This is a genomic window from Amycolatopsis sp. NPDC102389 (assembly GCF_044765885.1).
GTDB lineage: Bacteria > Actinomycetota > Actinomycetes > Mycobacteriales > Pseudonocardiaceae > Amycolatopsis.
Genome location: NZ_JBIWKX010000068.1, coordinates 1 through 17199 on the forward strand (window position 1 = coordinate 1; position 17199 = coordinate 17199).

At 68.3% G+C, this 17199-nt stretch carries 18 protein-coding genes; 7 read left to right on the forward strand and 11 right to left on the reverse strand.

The genetic code is table 11. The annotated features are described in order from the left end of the window. Positions 1-116: 116 nt before the first annotated feature. From ACIRGA_RS35320 to ACIRGA_RS35355, 8 genes are all read right to left on the reverse strand, one after another. A complete protein-coding gene (locus tag ACIRGA_RS35320) occupies positions 117-1529 on the reverse strand; it encodes a beta-N-acetylhexosaminidase (RefSeq protein ID WP_400949792.1) in 1413 nt (470 codons plus the stop codon). A gap of 1 nt (position 1530) precedes the next feature. After that, complete coding sequence (locus ACIRGA_RS35325; protein ID WP_400949794.1) at positions 1531-2397, reverse strand: carbohydrate ABC transporter permease; 867 nt, start codon at positions 2395-2397, stop codon at positions 1531-1533. After that, positions 2388-3347, reverse strand: coding sequence for a carbohydrate ABC transporter permease (locus ACIRGA_RS35330; protein ID WP_400949797.1), 960 nt, complete (start codon positions 3345-3347; stop codon positions 2388-2390). The genes ACIRGA_RS35325 and ACIRGA_RS35330 overlap by 10 nt, the downstream gene beginning before the upstream one ends. Then, positions 3348-4631, reverse strand: a complete 1284-nt coding sequence (locus ACIRGA_RS35335) for an extracellular solute-binding protein (protein ID WP_400949800.1) — start codon at positions 4629-4631, stop codon at positions 3348-3350. 12 nt (positions 4632-4643) lie between these two features. Further along, positions 4644-5774 (reverse strand): lactonase family protein, encoded by a 1131-nt coding sequence (locus tag ACIRGA_RS35340; protein WP_400949803.1) that lies wholly within the window; start codon positions 5772-5774, stop codon positions 4644-4646. A 27-nt stretch (positions 5775-5801) separates the two neighbouring features. Further along, positions 5802-7190, reverse strand: coding sequence for a GntP family permease (locus ACIRGA_RS35345; protein WP_400949805.1), 1389 nt, complete (start codon positions 7188-7190; stop codon positions 5802-5804). Positions 7191-7364: 174 nt separating this feature from the next. Further along, positions 7365-8957 carry an amidohydrolase family protein gene (locus ACIRGA_RS35350; RefSeq protein ID WP_400949808.1) on the reverse strand — a complete coding sequence of 531 codons (1593 nt, stop codon included), beginning with the start codon at positions 8955-8957 and terminating at the stop codon, positions 7365-7367. A gap of 33 nt (positions 8958-8990) precedes the next feature. After that, the gene (locus ACIRGA_RS35355; RefSeq protein ID WP_400949811.1) at positions 8991-10295 is read right to left on the reverse strand and encodes an amino acid deaminase; all 1305 of its coding nucleotides are present in this window, start codon (positions 10293-10295) and stop codon (positions 8991-8993) included. A 150-nt stretch (positions 10296-10445) separates the two neighbouring features. On the opposite strand from ACIRGA_RS35355, the gene ACIRGA_RS35360 reads away from it, so the two are divergent. The 3 genes from ACIRGA_RS35360 to ACIRGA_RS35370 are packed head-to-tail and all read left to right on the forward strand — an operon-like array spanning position 10446 to position 12528. Next, complete coding sequence (locus tag ACIRGA_RS35360) at positions 10446-11387, forward strand: sugar kinase (protein WP_400949813.1); 942 nt, start codon at positions 10446-10448, stop codon at positions 11385-11387. Beyond that, entirely contained in the window at positions 11384-12148 is a 765-nt protein-coding gene (locus ACIRGA_RS35365; RefSeq protein ID WP_400949815.1) for an IclR family transcriptional regulator, read from the forward strand. The genes ACIRGA_RS35360 and ACIRGA_RS35365 overlap by 4 nt, the downstream gene beginning before the upstream one ends. Continuing rightward, positions 12145-12528, forward strand: coding sequence for a RidA family protein (locus tag ACIRGA_RS35370; RefSeq protein ID WP_007028047.1), 384 nt, complete (start codon positions 12145-12147; stop codon positions 12526-12528). The genes ACIRGA_RS35365 and ACIRGA_RS35370 overlap by 4 nt, the downstream gene beginning before the upstream one ends. 69 nt (positions 12529-12597) lie before the next feature. Here ACIRGA_RS35370 and ACIRGA_RS35375 read toward each other — a convergent pair whose 3' ends face one another. From ACIRGA_RS35375 to ACIRGA_RS35385, 3 genes are all read right to left on the reverse strand, one after another. Continuing rightward, positions 12598-13593, reverse strand: a complete 996-nt coding sequence (locus ACIRGA_RS35375; RefSeq protein WP_400949818.1) for a 1-aminocyclopropane-1-carboxylate deaminase — start codon at positions 13591-13593, stop codon at positions 12598-12600. Beyond that, positions 13590-14237, reverse strand: coding sequence for a GntR family transcriptional regulator (locus tag ACIRGA_RS35380; RefSeq protein ID WP_400949821.1), 648 nt, complete (start codon positions 14235-14237; stop codon positions 13590-13592). Before ACIRGA_RS35380 ends, ACIRGA_RS35375 begins: the two co-directional genes overlap by 4 nt. 93 nt (positions 14238-14330) lie before the next feature. Further along, positions 14331-14690, reverse strand: a complete 360-nt coding sequence (locus tag ACIRGA_RS35385; protein WP_005163289.1) for a DUF1844 domain-containing protein — start codon at positions 14688-14690, stop codon at positions 14331-14333. 270 nt (positions 14691-14960) lie between these two features. Here ACIRGA_RS35385 and infC point away from each other — a divergent pair, with 270 nt between their 5' ends. The 4 genes from infC to ACIRGA_RS35405 all read left to right on the forward strand — a co-directional run bounded on the left by infC (position 14961) and on the right by ACIRGA_RS35405 (position 17072). After that, entirely contained in the window at positions 14961-15536 is a 576-nt protein-coding gene (infC, locus tag ACIRGA_RS35390; RefSeq protein ID WP_051071860.1) for a translation initiation factor IF-3, read from the forward strand. 70 nt (positions 15537-15606) lie between these two features. After that, positions 15607-15801, forward strand: coding sequence for a 50S ribosomal protein L35 (gene rpmI, locus ACIRGA_RS35395; protein WP_007028043.1), 195 nt, complete (start codon positions 15607-15609; stop codon positions 15799-15801). Between the two features lie 63 nt (positions 15802-15864). Continuing rightward, positions 15865-16242 (forward strand): 50S ribosomal protein L20, encoded by a 378-nt coding sequence (gene rplT, locus ACIRGA_RS35400; protein WP_005163284.1) that lies wholly within the window; start codon positions 15865-15867, stop codon positions 16240-16242. Continuing rightward, positions 16239-17072, forward strand: a complete 834-nt coding sequence (locus tag ACIRGA_RS35405; RefSeq protein ID WP_400949866.1) for a TrmH family RNA methyltransferase — start codon at positions 16239-16241, stop codon at positions 17070-17072. Before rplT ends, ACIRGA_RS35405 begins: the two co-directional genes overlap by 4 nt. Positions 17073-17199 lie beyond the last annotated feature (127 nt).

Genomic DNA, 17199 nt, shown 5'->3' on the forward strand with positions numbered 1-17199 from the left:
CCACTCCTTCCCGGCCCCACACCTACCCGGAGCCGTAGTGGTGGTTGCTGGGGTGGTGGGCGTGGTGGTTGTGGGGGTTTTGGTCTTCACCCCCGAAATGCCACTCACGACGTCGCTTACCGCTGCCGAGGCCGCCCCGGAACACCGGGCCGCGTCTGCCAGGGGTGCGGCCCGTCGAGCGGCCGGTACTCGACGCCCAGCGCGTCCAGCCTGGGCAGGTGGTGGTCCCGCAAACGCGGCAGGAACTCCGCGTAGTCCCGCCCGCCCGGGTCGCTCCACGCCACCTCGGCGAAAGCACAGAGGCGTGGGAAGGCGACGTAGTCCACCCGCCGCACGGTGTCGAGGTGCTCCGACCACACCTGCGCCTGCGCGCCGAGAATCGCCTTCCCCTCGGGGTAATCGGCAGGGACCGGCTCGTAGCCGTAAAAGCTCTCCAGCGTGCTCAGGTAGCCCACGGGGATCGGTTCGTCGGGGTGGTCGGACTGCCGGTGGTCCAGGTACACGTGGTCCTCCGGGCACATGACGACGTCGTGCCCGGCGGCCGCCGCGCGGGCACCGGCCGCCTCGCTCTGCCACGAGCCGATGACCATCGGCGGCAGGTCGCCCGCTTCGAGCACCTCGTCCCAGCCGAGCGGACGGCGTCCTCGTTCGACGAGATGCCTCGCGATCTCGCCGACGAACCAGCCATGTTCTTCGGTCGCGCCGGGTACTTCGTCGCCGCCGAGCGCGATGACCTCGGACGGGAAGATGTCCAGCACGTGGTCGAAGACACGCTTGAAGAAGTCCACAGTGGACTTCTCGGTGTTCAGCAAGGACGTGCTGATACCCCAGCTCGTCCACACCTCCCACGGTTCGTCCGTCTCCGGTCCGAGCTCGGTATAGGCGGCGATCGCGGCCCGGGCGTGGCCGGGGATGTCGACCTCCGGGACGACCGTCACCGAACGCGCGGCGGCGTACGCGACGATCTCGCGGAGGTCGTCGGCCGTGTAGAACCCGCCGTGCGGTCGTCCGTCACGCTCCGGCCCGTCGTGCCGTCCGACCATCGACGACTTCCGCCAGCCGCCGACCTCGGTCAGCTTGGGGAATTCGGGGATCTCGATCCGCCAGCCCTGGTCGTCGGTCAAATGCAGGTTGAGCACGTTGAGCTTGTGCGCGGCGATCAGGTCGATGAACCGCAGCACCTCGGCCTTGGTCCGGAAGTTCCTTGCCACGTCCAGTAAACAGCCGCGCCAGGCGAACCGCGGGTGGTCGGTCACCACGCCGCACGGGATCGTCTGTTGTCCACTGTGGATGGACGCGGCCCGGAACGCGTCCGGTCCGATGAGCTGCCGGAGCGTCTGGCGGCCGTAGAACTCGCCCGCCGCGTCGGCCGCGTGCAGGGTCACGCCGGACGGGTCGATCTCCAGCCGGTAACCCTCGGCGGGCAGCCCGGCGTCACGGCGCACGTCCACTTCGGACGGTACGGGACAGTGCCCCGGCAAGGGTTCCACCGAGACCGGACGGGGGAGCAGGGTTTCGAAGCCAGGCATGTCAGCCCTTCACCGCGCCGCCCATGACGGACACGAGTCGTCGTTGCACGAGAATGAAGAACACCAGCACCGGGATGGTCATCAGGGTCGAGCCCGCCATCACCGCGCCCCAGTCGGTGTCCTCCGGTTTGAAGAACACCAGGATCGCCAGCGGGAGCGTCTGGTTCTCGGTGTTGGAGATGATGAACGTCTTCGCGAACAGGAAGTCGTTCCAGGCGTGGATGAACGCCAGCACGCTGATCGCCACCAGCCCGGGCGCCACCAGCGGGAAGAGGATCTGCCAGGTGAACCGCATCCGGCTCGCCCCGTCGATCTTCGACGCCTCTTCCAGTTCCTGCGGCACCGCGGCGACGAAGCCGCGCAGCATCCAGATCGCGAACGGCAGGCTGAACGCCAGGTGCACCAGGATCAGCGAGCCGAGATGGTTGGTGCCGAACGCCGGTGCCACGTCGCCGACCGACCGCATCAGGAAGAACAGCGGAATGGTCAGCGCTTCGACCGGCACCATCTGCGCCACGAGCACCATCACCAGCAGCACGGTCCGGCCCTTGAAGTTGAACCGCGTCAGCGCGACCGCCGAAAGGAACGAGAGCAGCAGCGACAACGCCACCACCACGACGGCCACGATCACGCTGTTCAGGAAGAACATCGCGAAGCCTTCGCCGCTGAGCACCCGTTCGAAGTGTTCGAGGGTCGGTGTGAGCGTCCACGGCCGGGGGTTCTCCGCCTGGATCTGCCCGGTGGGCTTGAACGCCGAAAGCACCATCCAGTACACGGGGAACGCGACCATCCCCGCGATCACCACGCAGACGATCTCGGCGATCAGCCTGCCAGGCTTTTGAACTCGACGGCTTGCGGTCACACCCATCCGGCGCTCCGGCGTTGCGACCGGACGTACAGCCCGGTGATGGACAGCAGCAGCAAGGTCATCACGACTCCGAGCGCCGCGCCGAGACCGTATTCCTGTCCGGCGAAGGCCTGTTGATAGGCGAACACGTTGAGCACGAGGTTGCGCCCGGCCACGCCGCCGCCGTTGGTCATCACGTAGATCTGCGTGAAGATCTTGAAGTCCCAGATGATCGACTGGATCGTGGCGATGGTCAGCAGCGGCCGCACCATCGGCAGGGTGATCGACCACGTGGTGCGCCAGGTCGACGCGCCGTCGAGGTACGCGGCCTCGATGACCTCCTCCGGCACGCCCTTGAGCCCCGCGTACATCGTCACCATGACGAACGGGAACGAGCACCAGATGACCTCGGCGGCCACCAGGCCGAAAGTGCTGTACGTGTCGAAGGTCCAGGAGTGGTTCGCCATCCCGGTGAACCCGAGGCCCGACAGCACCTCGTTCACCAGACCGAAGTCCGCGTCGAACAGGAACAGCCAGACGTACGAGCCCGCCATCGCCGGCGTCGCCCACGCGGCCAGCGCCGCGAGGAACAGCGGAACGCGCGCCCAGGCGCGGACGCGGGTCGCCAGCACGGCGAGCCCGGTCCCGAGGGCGAGACTGCCGACGACGCAGACCGCGGTGAACCCGAGGGTCTTGGTCAGTACTTCCCAGAACTGGAGGTTCTCCAGCAGTTCGACGTAGTTGCCGAAACCGAGGAACACCAGCGGCGCGTTGCCGACCGCTTGCGGCTGTCCGTAGTCGTAGAACGAGATCAGGACGAGCTGGTAGATCGGGTACACCAGCATCGCCAGCAGCAGGATGCCGCCGGGTGCCAGGTAGAGCAGGGCCGCCCGCCCGTCCCGGCGACGGCGGGGGGACCGCCGTGCCGGGACGGCCGGAGCCGTGGTGCGGGGGATTTCTGTCGTGACCACTTAGCCGAACGCCTTGTTCATCTCGGCGGCCGCCGCGGTCAGCGCGGCCGCGGGGTCCTTGCCGCCGGTCGCGATCTGCTGGATCGCGGTGGGCAGCACGTTCTGCGCGTCGATCTTCGACCACGCCGCGGTGGCGGGGACGAACTTCGTGCCCGCGGTGAGCGTGTCGACGAACGGTTTGACCGACGGGTCGCTCGCGGCGAGCTTCTGCTGGACGCTGCCGAGCGTGGGCAGGTTGCCCATGGCGACGTACATCTTCTCCTGGTACTTGGCGCCACCGAGCAGCTCGGTGAACTCGACCGCGAGGCTCTTGCGCTTGGTCGCGTTGAACACGCCGAGCAGGTTGCCGCCCGCGAACGCCGGGGCGATCTTGCCCGCCTCGGTGCCCGGGAGCGGGATGATCGCGTACTTGCCCTTCACCTGGCCCGCCTCGACGGCCTTGCGGTTGAAGTCACCACCGATCGACATCCCGGCCTTGCCACCGGCGAACGCCGTGATGCTCTGCGTCCCGGTGAGGTTGGCGCACTGTTCGGGCGGGCAGATGTCCGCCTTCAGCAGGTTCGCGTACGCCGCGACGCCGGCCTTGGCCAGCTCGGAGTCCACAGTGGACTTCCACTTGCCGCCGTCCTGCTTGGCGATCTCTCCGCCGTGCGCCCAGAGGAACGGGAGCATCGCGTAGGTGTACTTGCCACCGACGGAGATGCCGTACAGCTCCGGCTTCTTGGCGCGGATCGTCTTCGCGGTTTCCGTCAGCTCCGCCAGTGTCGTCGGCGGCTTGAGGCCGAGTTCGGCGAAGAGGTCCGTGCGGTAGTACAACGCGCGGATGCCGGTGAACCACGGAAGCCCGTAGGTCTTGCCGCCGGACTTCGCGGTCTCCAGTACCGCGGGCAGGATGTCGGCGCCTTCCTTCCACGACGACAGATCGCCGGTCAGGTCGGCCAGCGCGCCCGTGGCGGCGTAGCTGGAGACGTCGGTGTTGCCGAACTCGGCGACGTCCGGCGCGCTGGCCGGGTCGTTGAAGGCGCCGGAGAACTTGTCCGCGCGGCCTTCCACGGGGATCCACTGGACGTCGACCTCGACGCCGGAGTGCGCCGTCTTGAACTCGGCGATCGCCTCCTTGACGGCGGCTTCCTTGGGCGCGCGGTTGGCCTCGTCGAACAGCCAGACCCGGATCGTGCCGGTCTTCTCGTCACCACCGCTCGCGGCGGGGGTGTTCTGGGCCGGCGCGCAGCCGGCGACGAGGCCGACAGCCGCGAGGCCCGCGATGAGGACGCGAGTTCTCATGGGAATTTCTCCTTAGGCGAAAAAGACGGAATTGACCTGGGGGAGCGCCAGTTTCCCGGCGACGGCCCCGGGAAGGCCGGTGCCGGGATCGCGCGGCAGCCAGCTGAGCGTGCCGGACTTGTCGCTCGAGACGTAGAACCAGCGCTCGGTCGGGTCGAGGGTGAAGTGACGCGGGTAGACACCGCCGACGGGCGCGTTGTTCAGCAGCTTCAAGGACTTTCCGTCCTCGCCGACGCCGAACGACGCGATCGTGTCGGAACCACGCACGGAGGCGTAGACGAACTTCCCGTCCTTGGACGTGGTGATCTCGCCCGGATACTGCTCGCCGGGGGTGCCCGCGGGAACGGCCGGGACGACCTGCCCGGCGGTGAGTTTCCCGGTGGCTGGGTTCCACGCCGCGATGGTCACCTCGGCACGCAGCTCACCGAGGATGTACGCGTACTTGCCGTTCGGGTGGAACGCGAGGTGCCGGGGCCCGGCACCCGACGGGAGCTTCAGCTGCTGGTTCAGCTTGAGCTTCCCGGTGGCGACGTCGAGTTTGTAGACATAGACCGAATCCGCGCCGAGATCGACCGACAGCACCCACCCGCCGGTCGGATCGTTGACCACCTGGTGCGCGTGCGCGTCCCGCTCGGCGCCCTTGTGCTGCGCCAGATCGACGACGTCGCCGAGCTTCCCGCCCGCGAGGATCGGGAGGACGACGACGCTGCCGCTGCTGTAGTTCGCGGCCAGCACGTACTTCTGGCTCGAGTGGACACTCAGATGCGTCGGGTGCTGCCCCTTCGCCGACTTCTTGTTGAGCAGCTTGGGTTTGGTCGGATCGGCCAGGCTGAACGCGGAGATCTGGCCGTTCTCGTCCTCATTGGTCACATACAGCGTCTTGCGATCGGCGCTGATGTCGAACCAGGAAGCGTTGCTGACTCCCGGAATCTTCCGGTCGACGACCACGGCATTGGTGGCCGCGTCCCGGTGAGCGACATCGAGCCCGTGCCCGGAACTGGTGTAGCTGCTGACGTAGATGGCCCCGGTTCCCTTCGGTCCGCAGGATTGTTCGGAGGCGTTCGCGAGGTGGGAACCGAGAACGGTGGTGAGTCCAGCCGCTCCGACGGCGCCGAGGAAGGTGCGTCGATCGAGTCCGGTCATCGTGATCTCTCCCAGCTTTCAGGTGGTTTAAACCACTGCCATGAGCAATGCTGCCACGCCGAAACCGGAAACGGAAAGGACGGTTTCCAAGACGGTCCAGGTTTTCAGGGTCTGCGGCACGGTCATGTTGAAGTACCGCGAGATGATCCAGAAACCGCCGTCGTTCACGTGGGAGGCGATGATCGAGCCCGCCGAGATCGCGACGACCAGCAGCGCGAGCTGCATCTGCGAATAGCCGAGAGTGGCCACCGTCGGCGCGACGATGCCGCTCGTGGTCACGATCGCGACCGTCGCCGAACCCTGTGCGATACGCATCCCGCAGCTGATCACGTAGGCGGCGAGGATGACCGGGAGACCGGCGTTGTCCAGCGATCCCGCGACGGCCTTGCCGATCCCGGTGGCGGACAGCACGGCGCCGAAGAACGCGCCCGCGCCGACCACCAGCAGGATCATCGCGACCGGGCGCAGCGACTTCGCCGAAAGCTCGCTCAAATCCTTGCCCGTCAAGCCACGGCGCAACCCCAGCAGCCACGACGCGAGCAGGACGGAGACCGTCAGCGCGACCGCGGGGGTACCGATGAACGCGGCGACACCGGCGGACGGGGAGCCCTTGGGCAGCCAGATGCTGCCGAAGGTCCCGGCGAGGATCAGCACCAACGGCACCGCGATGATCCCCAGCACCAGCCCGAGCGACGGCGGGTTCGTCTCCTTTTCGCCTTCTTCCTCGGCGACCAGGAATTCCGCGGGAACGGGCACGTCGATCCGCTTGCCGATCCAGGTCGAATACAGCACACCGCCGACGAGGAACGCCGGGATACCGCAGACGAGGCCCATCAGGATGATCCAGCCGAGTTCCACGTGCAGCAGGCCGGCCGCGGCCACCGGGCCGGGGTGCGGAGGGAGGAACGCGTGGGTGATGGAGAGGCCGGCGAGCAACGGCAACGCGTACAGCACGAGCGAACGGCCGCCCTGTTTCGCGGCGACGTACACCAGCGGCGCCAGCACGAAGATGCCGATGTCGAAGAAGACCGGGATACCGAAGACGAAACCCGCGAGACCCATCGCCAGCGGGGCCCGCTTCTCGCCGATGGCCCGCAGCAGCGCGCCGGTGAGCACCTTCGCCCCGCCCGAACGCTCCAAAATGGACCCGAGGATGGTTCCCAGGCCGATGATCGCGGCGATATGGCCGAGGATCCCGCCGAAACCCTTCTCCAGCAGGGAATCCGACGCCTTCTGCGCGGAGCCGACGATCTGGACGACCGGCAGGCCCGCGGCCAGCGCGGTCAGCAGGCCGACCACGATCAGCGCGATGAAGGGCTCGAGTTTGACTTTGATGATGAGGAACAACAACACCGCGATCGAGACGGCGGCGAGGGTCAGGAGACCTCCCGTCGAATGTTGGAGCCAGTCGATCATCGGGCACTCCCGGGGTTCTGTGTCGGTTGGTGAACCCGCGACCGCGATCGACGTCGGCAGGACGCCGGTTGGTCATACTCGTCGCGGTGCGATGCCAGGGCGCCCTGCCACCGCGATAGCGGGGCCTTCGGCCGGGGCGGGTTCGAGCGTGTGGTCACTTCGGATAGATGCATTTCAGCTCCGCCGACTAGCTCTGAGCGAATGGCCGGCGAGGGCGCCGGTCGGTTGACCATCGTCGATGGCGGCGACACCGTTGACGAAGACATAGGGGATACCGGCGGCCTGCTGCCGCGGTTCGTCGAACGTGGCGGTGTCGGCGACGGTTTCCGGGTCGAACAGCACGAGATCCGCCGCGTATCCGGCGCGGACGAGACCCCGGTCGGTCAGGCGCAGGCGGTCCGCGGCGCGGCCGGTGAGGTGGGCGACGCATTCGGCGAGGTCGAGGACGCCGAGTTCGCGGACGTAGCGCGCGAGGTAACGCGGGAAGGTGCCCCAGGCGCGGGGATGCGGCCGTGCGCCGACGAGCAGCCCGTCGCTGCCGCCGGTATGCGTGCGGTGCCGCATGATCGCCTGGACGTTCTCCTCGTGCCCGACGTGCATCAGGCAGGACGTCCCGAGTTTTTCCGAGAGCAGGACGTCGAAGTACAGTTCCGCTGCCGGTTTTCCGGCCCGCCGCGCCGAAGCGGCGACGGAATGCCCGACGAGGTGGGAGTTCTCGTCCCGGCGGACACCGTTGATCTCGATGGCGTCCCAGTCGATCGGCACGCCGTGCGCCCCGTCGGAACCGGTCTCCTCGATCTCGGCTCGGATGCGCTCGCGAGTGTCCACATCGGACAAGCGCGCCAGCGTGGCGTCGAGCCCGCCCTCGGTGGCCCAGCTCGGCAGGAGCGCGGAAAGGTACGTGGCGCCGGGAAGATAGGGATAGGTGTCCAGCGTGATGTCGCAGCCGTCGTCGAGCGCCCGGTCGAGCAGCTCCAGCAGATCCGGCGCCTTGCCCTTGTTCACCGAGAAGTTCATCGTGGCGTGCGCGAGATGCAACGGGCAGCCCGAACGGCGGGAGACGTCGACCATCTCGCCGAACGCCTCCAGCGCGCCCTTGCCGTAGCTGCGGTGATGCGGACTGTAGAAGCCGCCGTTCTCCCCGACGACCCGGCACAGTTCGACGAGTTCTTCGGTGGTCGCGTACATGCCCGGCGTGTAGGTGAGCCCGGACGACATGCCCATCGCGCCCTCGGCCAGCCCGGTCGCGATGAGTTCCTTCATCGCGTTCATCTCGGCTTCGGTGGCGGGCCGGTCCTCCCAGCCGACGGTGAGCATGCGGACGGTGCCCTGCGGCACCAGATAGGCCGCGTTGACCGCGACCCCCGCGTCGAGCCGGTCGAGGTACTCGCCGACGGAACGCCAGTTCCAGTCGAACCCGGCCGGATCGTCGTTCCAGCCGGCGAGCTGCTGGCGCAGCGCGGCGAGGACGTCGTCGTTCACGGGCGCGTAGGAGAGCCCGTCCTGCCCGAGCACCTCGGTCGTGACGCCCTGGGAGAGCTTCGCGAGGTGATCCGGATTGGCGAGCAATTGGAGGTCGGAATGCGAATGCATGTCGATGAACCCGGGCGCGAGCACGAGTCCTTCGGCGTCGATGGTGCGGCGGCCCGCGAGCGAGCCCGGTTCGGCGACACTGGCGATCCGGCCGCCGGAGATGCCCACGTCATGCCTGGTGAGCGGATCCCCGGTGCCGTCGGCGACCAGTGCCGAGCGGACGACGATGTCCATGGTGATTCTTCCTCTGCGGCGGTGGAGGACGGATCAGAAATGGGTGCGGACGAAATCGAGCACGGTCTCGCCGTCGGGGCCGACGACCGGGATCAGGGGCCACTTGTCGAAGACGGTGCACGGATGGGACAGACCGAGGGCGATCCAGTCCCCGACTTCGACGGGTGACGACGCGGGCAGGGTGAGAAAGGCGTGCTGGTCGTTCATCTTCTGGATGGAATGATTTTCGAGCGCGGACGGTGGCCCGTCGCCCTTGCGGATCAGGCGCGGCTCGGGCATGCCCTCGTCGAACGAGGCGTCCCGTTTGCCGATGGTGAGCAGGGCGAGCTCGTCCGTCGGCTTCGACGTGACCTGCGCCCAGGCACGCAACGCGGGACGGAACGAGGCGACGCCGCCGATACGCGGATGTTCGCCCAGCGGCGAGATCACCCGGTAGAAGCCGTCGTCGTGGGTCACGTAGGCGCCGCTGCGCAGGATCGGCAGGACGTCCAGGCCGCCCCAATCCTTGGTGAGCTCGTCGGCGACGCGGTCGAAGTACGCGCTGCCGCCGCCGGTGACGATGATCTGACCGGCGTCGTCGAGCAGGCCCTTGGCGTGGAAGGCGAAGACGAGTTCCCGCAGACCGTCCACATAGGAACTGATCAGCTGGAGCGACTTCTCGTCGGTGTGGTGGGAAAGCGCGCCTTCGTAGCCGCCGGATCCGCGCAGCCGCAGGGCAGGGCTCGCGTGCGCGGCTTCGGCGACGGCGAGCGCGGTCTCGGTGTCGCGGACACCGGTGCGGCCGCCCTCGGCGCCGAGTTCGACGAGCACGTCGACCTTGCGGCGGGCCCCGCGCAGGGCTTCGGTCATCAGCTCGACACCGCGGACCGAGTCGACCCAGCAGACGAACTCGAAGTCGTCGTCGGCGTCCAGCTCCGCGGCGAGCCATTTCAGGCCCGAGGGGTCGAGCAGCTGGTTCGCCAGCAGGATGCGGGAAACGCCGAACGCGCGGTAGATCCGCAGGTGCCCGGCGTTCGCGCAGGTGATGCCCCACGAGCCGTGCCGCAGCTGCCGCTCGAACAGCTGCGGCGCCATCGTCGTCTTGCCGTGCGGGGCCAGCGCGACTCCGCGCTCGGCGCACCAGTCCGCCATCGTGCGGAGGTTGTGTTCGACGGCCTCTTCGTCGAGAACCACGAACGGCCCGAGGAAGCCGTCTTCGAACAGCTTCGCGCCGCGGGCGGCGGCTTCGCCGATCGTGAGACCGGACAGCGAAGGCGCGACCGAGCGGAAGCGCCAGTCGACGCGCTCCTCCCGGACGGCCGCGACCGCGGCGGAATCGATGGTGCCGGCTTGGAACATGAGGTTCACCTCGGTTGCGTATGTTGCAACGGACGTTGCGCATATTGCGTGGGATAGGTGTAGCATCCGGTCCGCTGGAGGTCAACGGCGTGACGACTAGGAGACGCGAAGGTGACAAGCGCGCCCGACGTTTTATGCATCGGGGAGTCGATGGCCTTGTTCGTACCGGCCGAATCCGGGCCGCCCGACGAGGTACGGAAGTGGGTGCGGACCATCGGCGGAGCCGAATCGAACGTCGCCTGCCATCTCCCGGCGCTGGGGTTCACCAGCGCGTGGGTGAGCGCCGTCGGCGACGATCCGTTCGGCCGGGCGCTGGTGCGTGAGATCGGCGGAGCGGGGGTCGACGTCAGCGCGGTCGTGGTCGACCCGACGCGCCCGACCGGGCTCTACATCAAGGAAAGCGGCGCGGACGGCAGCCCCGTGCGCTACTACCGCAAGGGTTCGGCCGCGTCCGGAATGGACGCCGGCCTGCTGGGGAAACTCGATCTCGACGAGGTGCGCGTGATCCACCTCTCCGGGATCACGCCCGCGCTGTCGGACGGTTGCCTCGACCTGGTGCGGGCCTTGATGGAACGGCCACGTGGCGACACGCTCGTGTCGTTCGACGTGAACTTCCGGCCCGCGCTGTGGACCGGGCGCGATCCGTCGGTGCTTGCCGGGCTGGCCGCGCGCGCCGACATCGTGCTGGCGGGCGAGGACGAGGCCGAGCGGGTGTGGGGGACCGGTGACCCGGGACGGCTGCGCGCCGCGGTGCCGGGGCCGAAGACGCTGGTCGTCAAGCACGGGGCACGCGGAGTGACGCTGATCGAGGGCGACGAGGCACCGTTGTTCTCGCCCGCGCTCCAGGTCGACGTCGTGGAGCCGGTCGGGGCCGGTGACGCCTTCGCGGCCGGATTCCTCGCCGCCACCCTGCGCGGCGACGACCCCGCGACCCGGCTGCGACGTGGTCATCTGCAGGCCGCGGCCACCCTGCTGACCCACGACGACGTGGGCACGCCGCTGCCCGGATCCGTCGTCGAAGCGCTCCTCGGGGCGGATGAGGCAGCATGGGCGGCGGCGAAGCTGACGGACAAGGGATTGGTGGGCGGATGAGCCAGAGCCTGGACAGGGCGCTCACGTTGCTGAGCGGGCTCGCCCGCGAGCCGAAGACGCTCGACCAGCTCGCCGAGGAGATCGGCGTGCACAAGTCGACCGTGCTCCGGCTGCTGCGCACCCTGGAGTCGCATCACTTCGTGCGCCGGGAAGGGCAGCGGTACTACCGGCTGGGCAGTGCGCTCTTCGACCTCGCGCAGCAGGCGCTGGAAGACCGCGACGTCCGCCGCACCGCGCAATCCGCGCTCGCCGGGCTCAACGCCCGCACCGGGCACACCGTGCACCTCGCGTCCTATGAGGACGGTGAGGTCGTCTACATCGACAAGTTCGAGGGCAGGCATTCGGTGCGGATGTACTCCCGTATCGGGAAACGCGCGCCGCTGCACTGCACCGCCGTCGGCAAGGTGCTGGTCGCGGCGATGACGCCGGAGAAGCAGGCGGACGTGGTGTCGAGGATCGACTTCTTCGTCCGCACGCCGAACACGATCACCACGCCCGAGGCCTACGAGAAGGAACTCGCGCTCGTCGCCGACCGTGGCTACGCGGTGGACAACGCCGAACACGAGGACTTCATCCATTGCGTCGCCGCACCTGTTCGCGGCCCGGGCGGCGTGGTACTCGCCGCCGCGTCGGTGTCGGTGCCGAAGGTGCTGCTCGACTACGACGGCCTGATGGCGCTCGTGCCGGAGCTGATCGCCGCCACCGAAGAAGCTTCCGTCCACAGTGGATGGACGGGGAACCGAAAGGGGAAGTTGGAATGAGCAAGACCGCGATCAGCACGGAGAACGCGCCGAAGCCGGTGGCCGCGTTCTCGCAGGCGGTCCGCAAGGGCAACATCCTGCAGGTGGCCGGCCAGGTCGCCTTCGACCCGGCCACCGGCGCCATCGTCGGCGAGACCGTCGGCGAGCAGACCGAGCAGACCTTCAAGAACATCGAAGCGGTGCTCGAGGCCGCCGGTTCGAGCCTGGCCGACGCGCTGATGGTGCGTGTCTACCTGACCGACGTCGACCACTTCGGCGCGTTCAACGAGGTCTACAACAAGCTGATCGGCGAGGCGCCGCACCCGGCCCGCACCACCGTGTACGTCGGCCTGCCCGCCGGGCTGCTGGTGGAGATCGACGTCCTGGCCGTCACGGACTGACCCTCGCGCGCGCCATGAACGGGCCGTTCCTTGCAAATTTCGCAAGGAACGGCCCGTTCATTGCAGCCGCTAGAGCACGCTCGTGTACCCGTTGAGCGCCGGCTGCCCGCCCAGATGTGCGAAGAGCACATTCGAGTCCCGCGAGATCTCACCGCGCGAGACGAGGTCGATCAGCCCCGCCATCGACTTGCCTTCGTACACCGGATCAGTGAGCACACCCTCCAGTCGCGCCAGCGTCCGGATCGCGTCCAAAGTGGACTCGTCCGGGATGCCGTAGATCCCGGCGTGATAGCGCTCGTCCAGCTCGACCTCGTCGATCTCGCTCGCGCCGATCAGCTCCGCGGTCGCGCGGGCGATGCGGGTGATCTGGTCGCGCGTCTCCGCCGGTTTCGCCGATCCGTCGACGCCGAGGATCCGCCGCGGCTTCCCGGAAAGCGCGGCCCCGGCGACCATCCCCGCCTGCGTGCTGCCGGTGACCGAGCAGACGACCACCGTGTCGAAGAAGACGCCGAGCTCGGCCTCCTGCGCTTCGAGTTCGACGATCCAGTTCGCGAAACCGAGCCCGCCGAGGCGGTGGTCCGAACCGCCCGCCGGGATCGCGTACGGCTTCCCGCCGTCGGCCTCGATCTCCTTCACCGCGTTCTCCCAGCTCTTCTTGAAACCGACGCCGAACCCGGCCTCGACCATCCGGATGTCCGCGCCGAGGATGCGCGAGAGCTGGATGTTGCCGACCTTGTCGTACAGCGGGTCGTTCCAGTCGACCCAGCTCTCCTGCACCAGCACGGCCTTGAGTCCGGCCCGCGCGGCGGCCGCGGCGACCTGGCGGGTGTGGTTCGACTGCACGCCGCCGATCGAGATCAGCGTGTCCGCGCCCGACGCCAGCGCGTCGGCGACCAGGTATTCGAGCTTCCGGGTCTTGTTGCCGCCGAACGCGATCCCGGAGTTGACGTCCTCTCGTTTCGCCCAGACCTGCGCGCCGCCGAGATGTGCGGTGAGCCGCTCCAGCGGATGGACGGGGGAGGGGCCGAACAGCAGCGGGTAGCGGGGGAAATCGGCGAGGGTCATGGCGTCTCCAGGAGGTCTTCGAGCTCGGTCCAGATGGTGGCGGTGATCGCGCAGGCCGCGTCGACGTCGCCGGCTTCGATGGCGTCGGCCAGTTCCGCGTGGCGTTGCACCGACCGGTGCGCGGGCAGGGAGCCGAAGCGGGCGTACTCGAGACGTCGCAGCAGCGGCGTGTAGCGGGCCAGCGTCGCGGCGATCGCCCGGTTGCGCGCGGCGGCCACCGGGACGTCGTGGAGCTCGTCGTCGGCGGCGATCGCGGCCGCGATGTCCCCGGCGGCGATCGCGTCGGCGAACCGGGCGTTGGCCGCGCGCATCGCGGCGACCTCCGCCGGCCCCATCCGCGGCGCGCCCGCCCGGACGGCGAACTCGTGCAGTGTGCGCACGAGCTGCAAGGCGTCACGGACGTCGTCGGGAACGAACCCCGCGACGCGCGTGTAGCTCTGTGGCTTCGACTCGACGAGGCCGTCCTCGATGAGTCGAAGCAACGCCTGGCGCACCGGCGCCCGGGAAAGCCCCAGCTGATCGGCGAGGTCGCCGTCGCGCAGATTCGTGCCCGGCGGCAGCGTCCCGTCGATGATCGCCCGTCGGATGTTCTCGTAGGCCTCGTCCCGCAGGAGAGACCTCGGCACCTTCGCTAACCCACTCACATCTGAAATGTTAGTTGACGGAGAGAGGGAAGTACATGAAGGCCCCCTTCCTGTACCTAAGCGTAAGGAAGGGGGCCTTCATGTACTCGAGGGCTAGTAGACCGGTCCCGTGTACTTCTCGCCTGGGCCCTGCCCGGGCGCGTCCGGTACGGCCGAAGCCTCGCGGAACGCCTTCTGCAGCGACTGCAGGCCGTCGCGCAACGGGCCCGCGTGCAGGCCGAGGTACTCTGCCGAAGCGGTGACCAGCCCGGCGAGGGCGGTGATCAGGCGACGGGCTTCGTCGAGGTCGCGGTGCGGTGAGCTGGCCGGATCCTCGTCCGCGAGGCCGAGACGTTCGGCGCCGGCGGAGAGCAGCATGACGGCCGCCCTGCTGATCACCTCGACGCTCGGGATGTCCTCCAGGTCGCGGACGTCCGGGGAATACGGGGGTTGCTGAACGGGTTCATCTGACACGTCTGGTACCCTTCCACGAGCGACCAGCCTCCGAGCGATCGGGGGCGGCAAGTGGAGCCCCGCTCCCACCCGCGTCACCGCCGCAAGATCAGGTGTCCGGGTCCGGTCTCGCCAAAGACGATTTCGGGCGTCGGAGGCGGTGCGTTCGGTTCTGGAGACTGAACGCGATCGGAATGAGTGGGCCTCGCGTACCTCACGGTACCGGGGCCTTCGGCATGTGGGCACCAGGTCGAAACGGTAGAAGAATTTACCTCGAACCAGGGAGGCCCCATCAGCTCCGAGACACGCATCAACGACCGAATCCGGGTTCCGGAGGTCCGCCTCGTCGGACCGGCCGGTGAACAGGTCGGCATCGTCCGGATCGAAGATGCGCTGCGGCTGGCACAGGAGAACGATCTCGATCTCGTCGAGGTCGCCCCGCAGGCACGCCCGCCCGTATGCAAGCTCATGGACTTCGGCAAGTTCAAGTACGAGAGCGCGCAGAAGGCCCGCGAGTCCCGCCGCAACCAGCAGCTCACCGTCATCAAAGAGCAGAAGCTGCGACCGAAGATCGACCAGCACGACTACGAGACCAAGAAGGGTCACGTGTCGCGCTTCCTGGCCGCCGGTAACAAGGTCAAGGTCACGATCATGTTCCGCGGTCGCGAGCAGTCCAGGCCGGAACTCGGTTTCCGCCTGCTGCAGAAGCTCGCCGACGAGGTGACCGAACTCGGTTTCGTCGAGTCGTCGCCGAAGCAGGACGGTCGCAACATGATCATGGTGTTGGCCCCGCACAAGAACGTGAAGCCGCAGAAGGCCGCGAAGGCAGCGAAGGACGAGTCGTCCGAGCCGCCCGCCGACGCGTAGCGCCGACCAGCACATGTCAGCGGCACACCGGGAACAACCGGTGTGCCGCCGCACGGAAGAGGACAACGTAATGCCGAAGATGAAGACGCACAGCGGGACGTCCAAGCGTGTCCGCGTCACGGGTTCGGGCAAGCTGCGCCGCCAGAAGGCCGGCCGCCGCCACCTGATGGAGAAGAAGTCCAACAGGCTCACCCGTCGCCTCGAAGGCACGACCGAGATCGCCAAGAACGACGTCGGCCGCGTCAAGCGCCTTCTCGGCCGCTGACACCCCGCACTTTGTAAACGCCGGGCGCGCCAGCGCGCCCCCAGATCGACAGGATGGACCCCAGTGGCACGCGTCAAGAGGGCTGTCAACGCCCAGAAGAAGCGTCGCGCGACTCTCGAGCTCGCCAGCGGCTACCGCGGCCAGCGTTCGCGGCTGTACCGCAAGGCGAAGGAGCAGACGCTTCACTCGCTGAACTACGCCTACCGGGACCGTCGCGCCCGCAAGGGTGACTTCCGCCAGCTGTGGATCACCCGTATCAACGCGGCGGCCCGCGCCAACGGCGTGACCTACAACCGGTTCATCCAGGGCCTCAAGGCCGCGGGTGTCGAGGTCGACCGCAAGATCCTCGCGGACCTCGCCGTCAACGACGCCGCCGCGTTCACCGCGCTGGCCGAGCTGGCCAAGGCGAACGTGAACACCGAAGAGAAGAAGTCGGCCTGACCGGCGACAGCGCTCTTCATCGACCCGGGGCCGCTCCGTTCACCGAACGGACGCCCCGGGTCGTTGCTGCGCGCAAGCTCACCCGCCGCGCCGAGCGTGAGAAGACCGGCCGGTTCCTCGCCGAAGGCGCGAACGCGGTCGAAGCCGCGCTCGAACACGGCGGCAAGGTGTACGAGCTGTTCGTGACCGAACGCGCCGCCGCGCAGCACAAACGCCTGCTCTCCGCGGCGCGTGAGGCGGGCGTCCCCGTCTCGCCGATCACCGATCGCGCGGCCGACGGGTTGTCCGAGACCGTGACGCCGCAAGGCATCGTCGCCGTCTGCGCGCTCGTCGACCGTCCACAAGAGACCGTCCTGAAGCCGGGCGCGAAGCTCGTCGTCGTCCTCGTCGACGTCGCCGACCCCGGCAACGCGGGCACCGTGATCCGGGTCGCGGACGCCGCCGGCGCCGACGCGGTCGTCCTCGCCGGGGACAGCGTCGACCCGCACAACGGCAAATGCGTCCGCGCGGCCGCGGGCAGCCTGTTCCATCCCGCCATCACCCGGATCCGGGACGTCGACGCGGCCTTGAAGGCCTGCTCCGCCGCCGGGCTCCGCACCATCGGCGCGCACGGTTACGCCGACACCGAGCTCGATCAGGTGACCTTCGACGAGCCCACTGCGTGGGTCTTCGGCAACGAGGCGCACGGATTGCCGCGGGAGGTCCTGGAAACGGTCAACCTCGCGGTCAAGATCCCGATGTACGGCCGCGCGGAGAGCCTGAACCTCGCGACGGCCGCGGCCGTCTGCGTGTACACGAATGCGATGGCTTCCCGCGCCGCCGTCACGTAGAGTCGCGGGCATCACGCCGTCGCACCACGACACCAAGGGAGCTCTCATGGAACGCAGTGTTCGTTCCAGCACCTTGTTTACGGCGTAGAGCGCGTTTTTCGCACTTCCGAGTGACGGTGTGCCCAGC

Bases quoted from the DNA above. Each gene is read 5' to 3' on its own strand.
- ACIRGA_RS35325 (WP_400949794.1), bottom strand. From the start codon at position 2,397: ATGGGTGTGACCGCAAGCCGTCGAGTTCAAAAGCCTGGCAGGCTGATC.
- rpmI (WP_007028043.1), top strand. From the start codon at position 15,607: ATGCCGAAGATGAAGACGCACAGCGGGACGTCCAAGCGTGTCCGCGTC.
- ACIRGA_RS35365 (WP_400949815.1), top strand. From the start codon at position 11,384: ATGAGCCAGAGCCTGGACAGGGCGCTCACGTTGCTGAGCGGGCTCGCC.
- ACIRGA_RS35370 (WP_007028047.1), top strand. From the start codon at position 12,145: ATGAGCAAGACCGCGATCAGCACGGAGAACGCGCCGAAGCCGGTGGCC.
- ACIRGA_RS35375 (WP_400949818.1), bottom strand. From the start codon at position 13,593: ATGACCCTCGCCGATTTCCCCCGCTACCCGCTGCTGTTCGGCCCCTCC.
- ACIRGA_RS35355 (WP_400949811.1), bottom strand. From the start codon at position 10,295: ATGTTCCAAGCCGGCACCATCGATTCCGCCGCGGTCGCGGCCGTCCGG.
- ACIRGA_RS35350 (WP_400949808.1), bottom strand. From the start codon at position 8,957: ATGGACATCGTCGTCCGCTCGGCACTGGTCGCCGACGGCACCGGGGAT.
- ACIRGA_RS35360 (WP_400949813.1), top strand. From the start codon at position 10,446: ATGGCCTTGTTCGTACCGGCCGAATCCGGGCCGCCCGACGAGGTACGG.
- ACIRGA_RS35340 (WP_400949803.1), bottom strand. From the start codon at position 5,774: ATGACCGGACTCGATCGACGCACCTTCCTCGGCGCCGTCGGAGCGGCT.
- ACIRGA_RS35345 (WP_400949805.1), bottom strand. From the start codon at position 7,190: ATGATCGACTGGCTCCAACATTCGACGGGAGGTCTCCTGACCCTCGCC.
- ACIRGA_RS35335 (WP_400949800.1), bottom strand. From the start codon at position 4,631: ATGAGAACTCGCGTCCTCATCGCGGGCCTCGCGGCTGTCGGCCTCGTC.
- ACIRGA_RS35320 (WP_400949792.1), bottom strand. From the start codon at position 1,529: ATGCCTGGCTTCGAAACCCTGCTCCCCCGTCCGGTCTCGGTGGAACCC.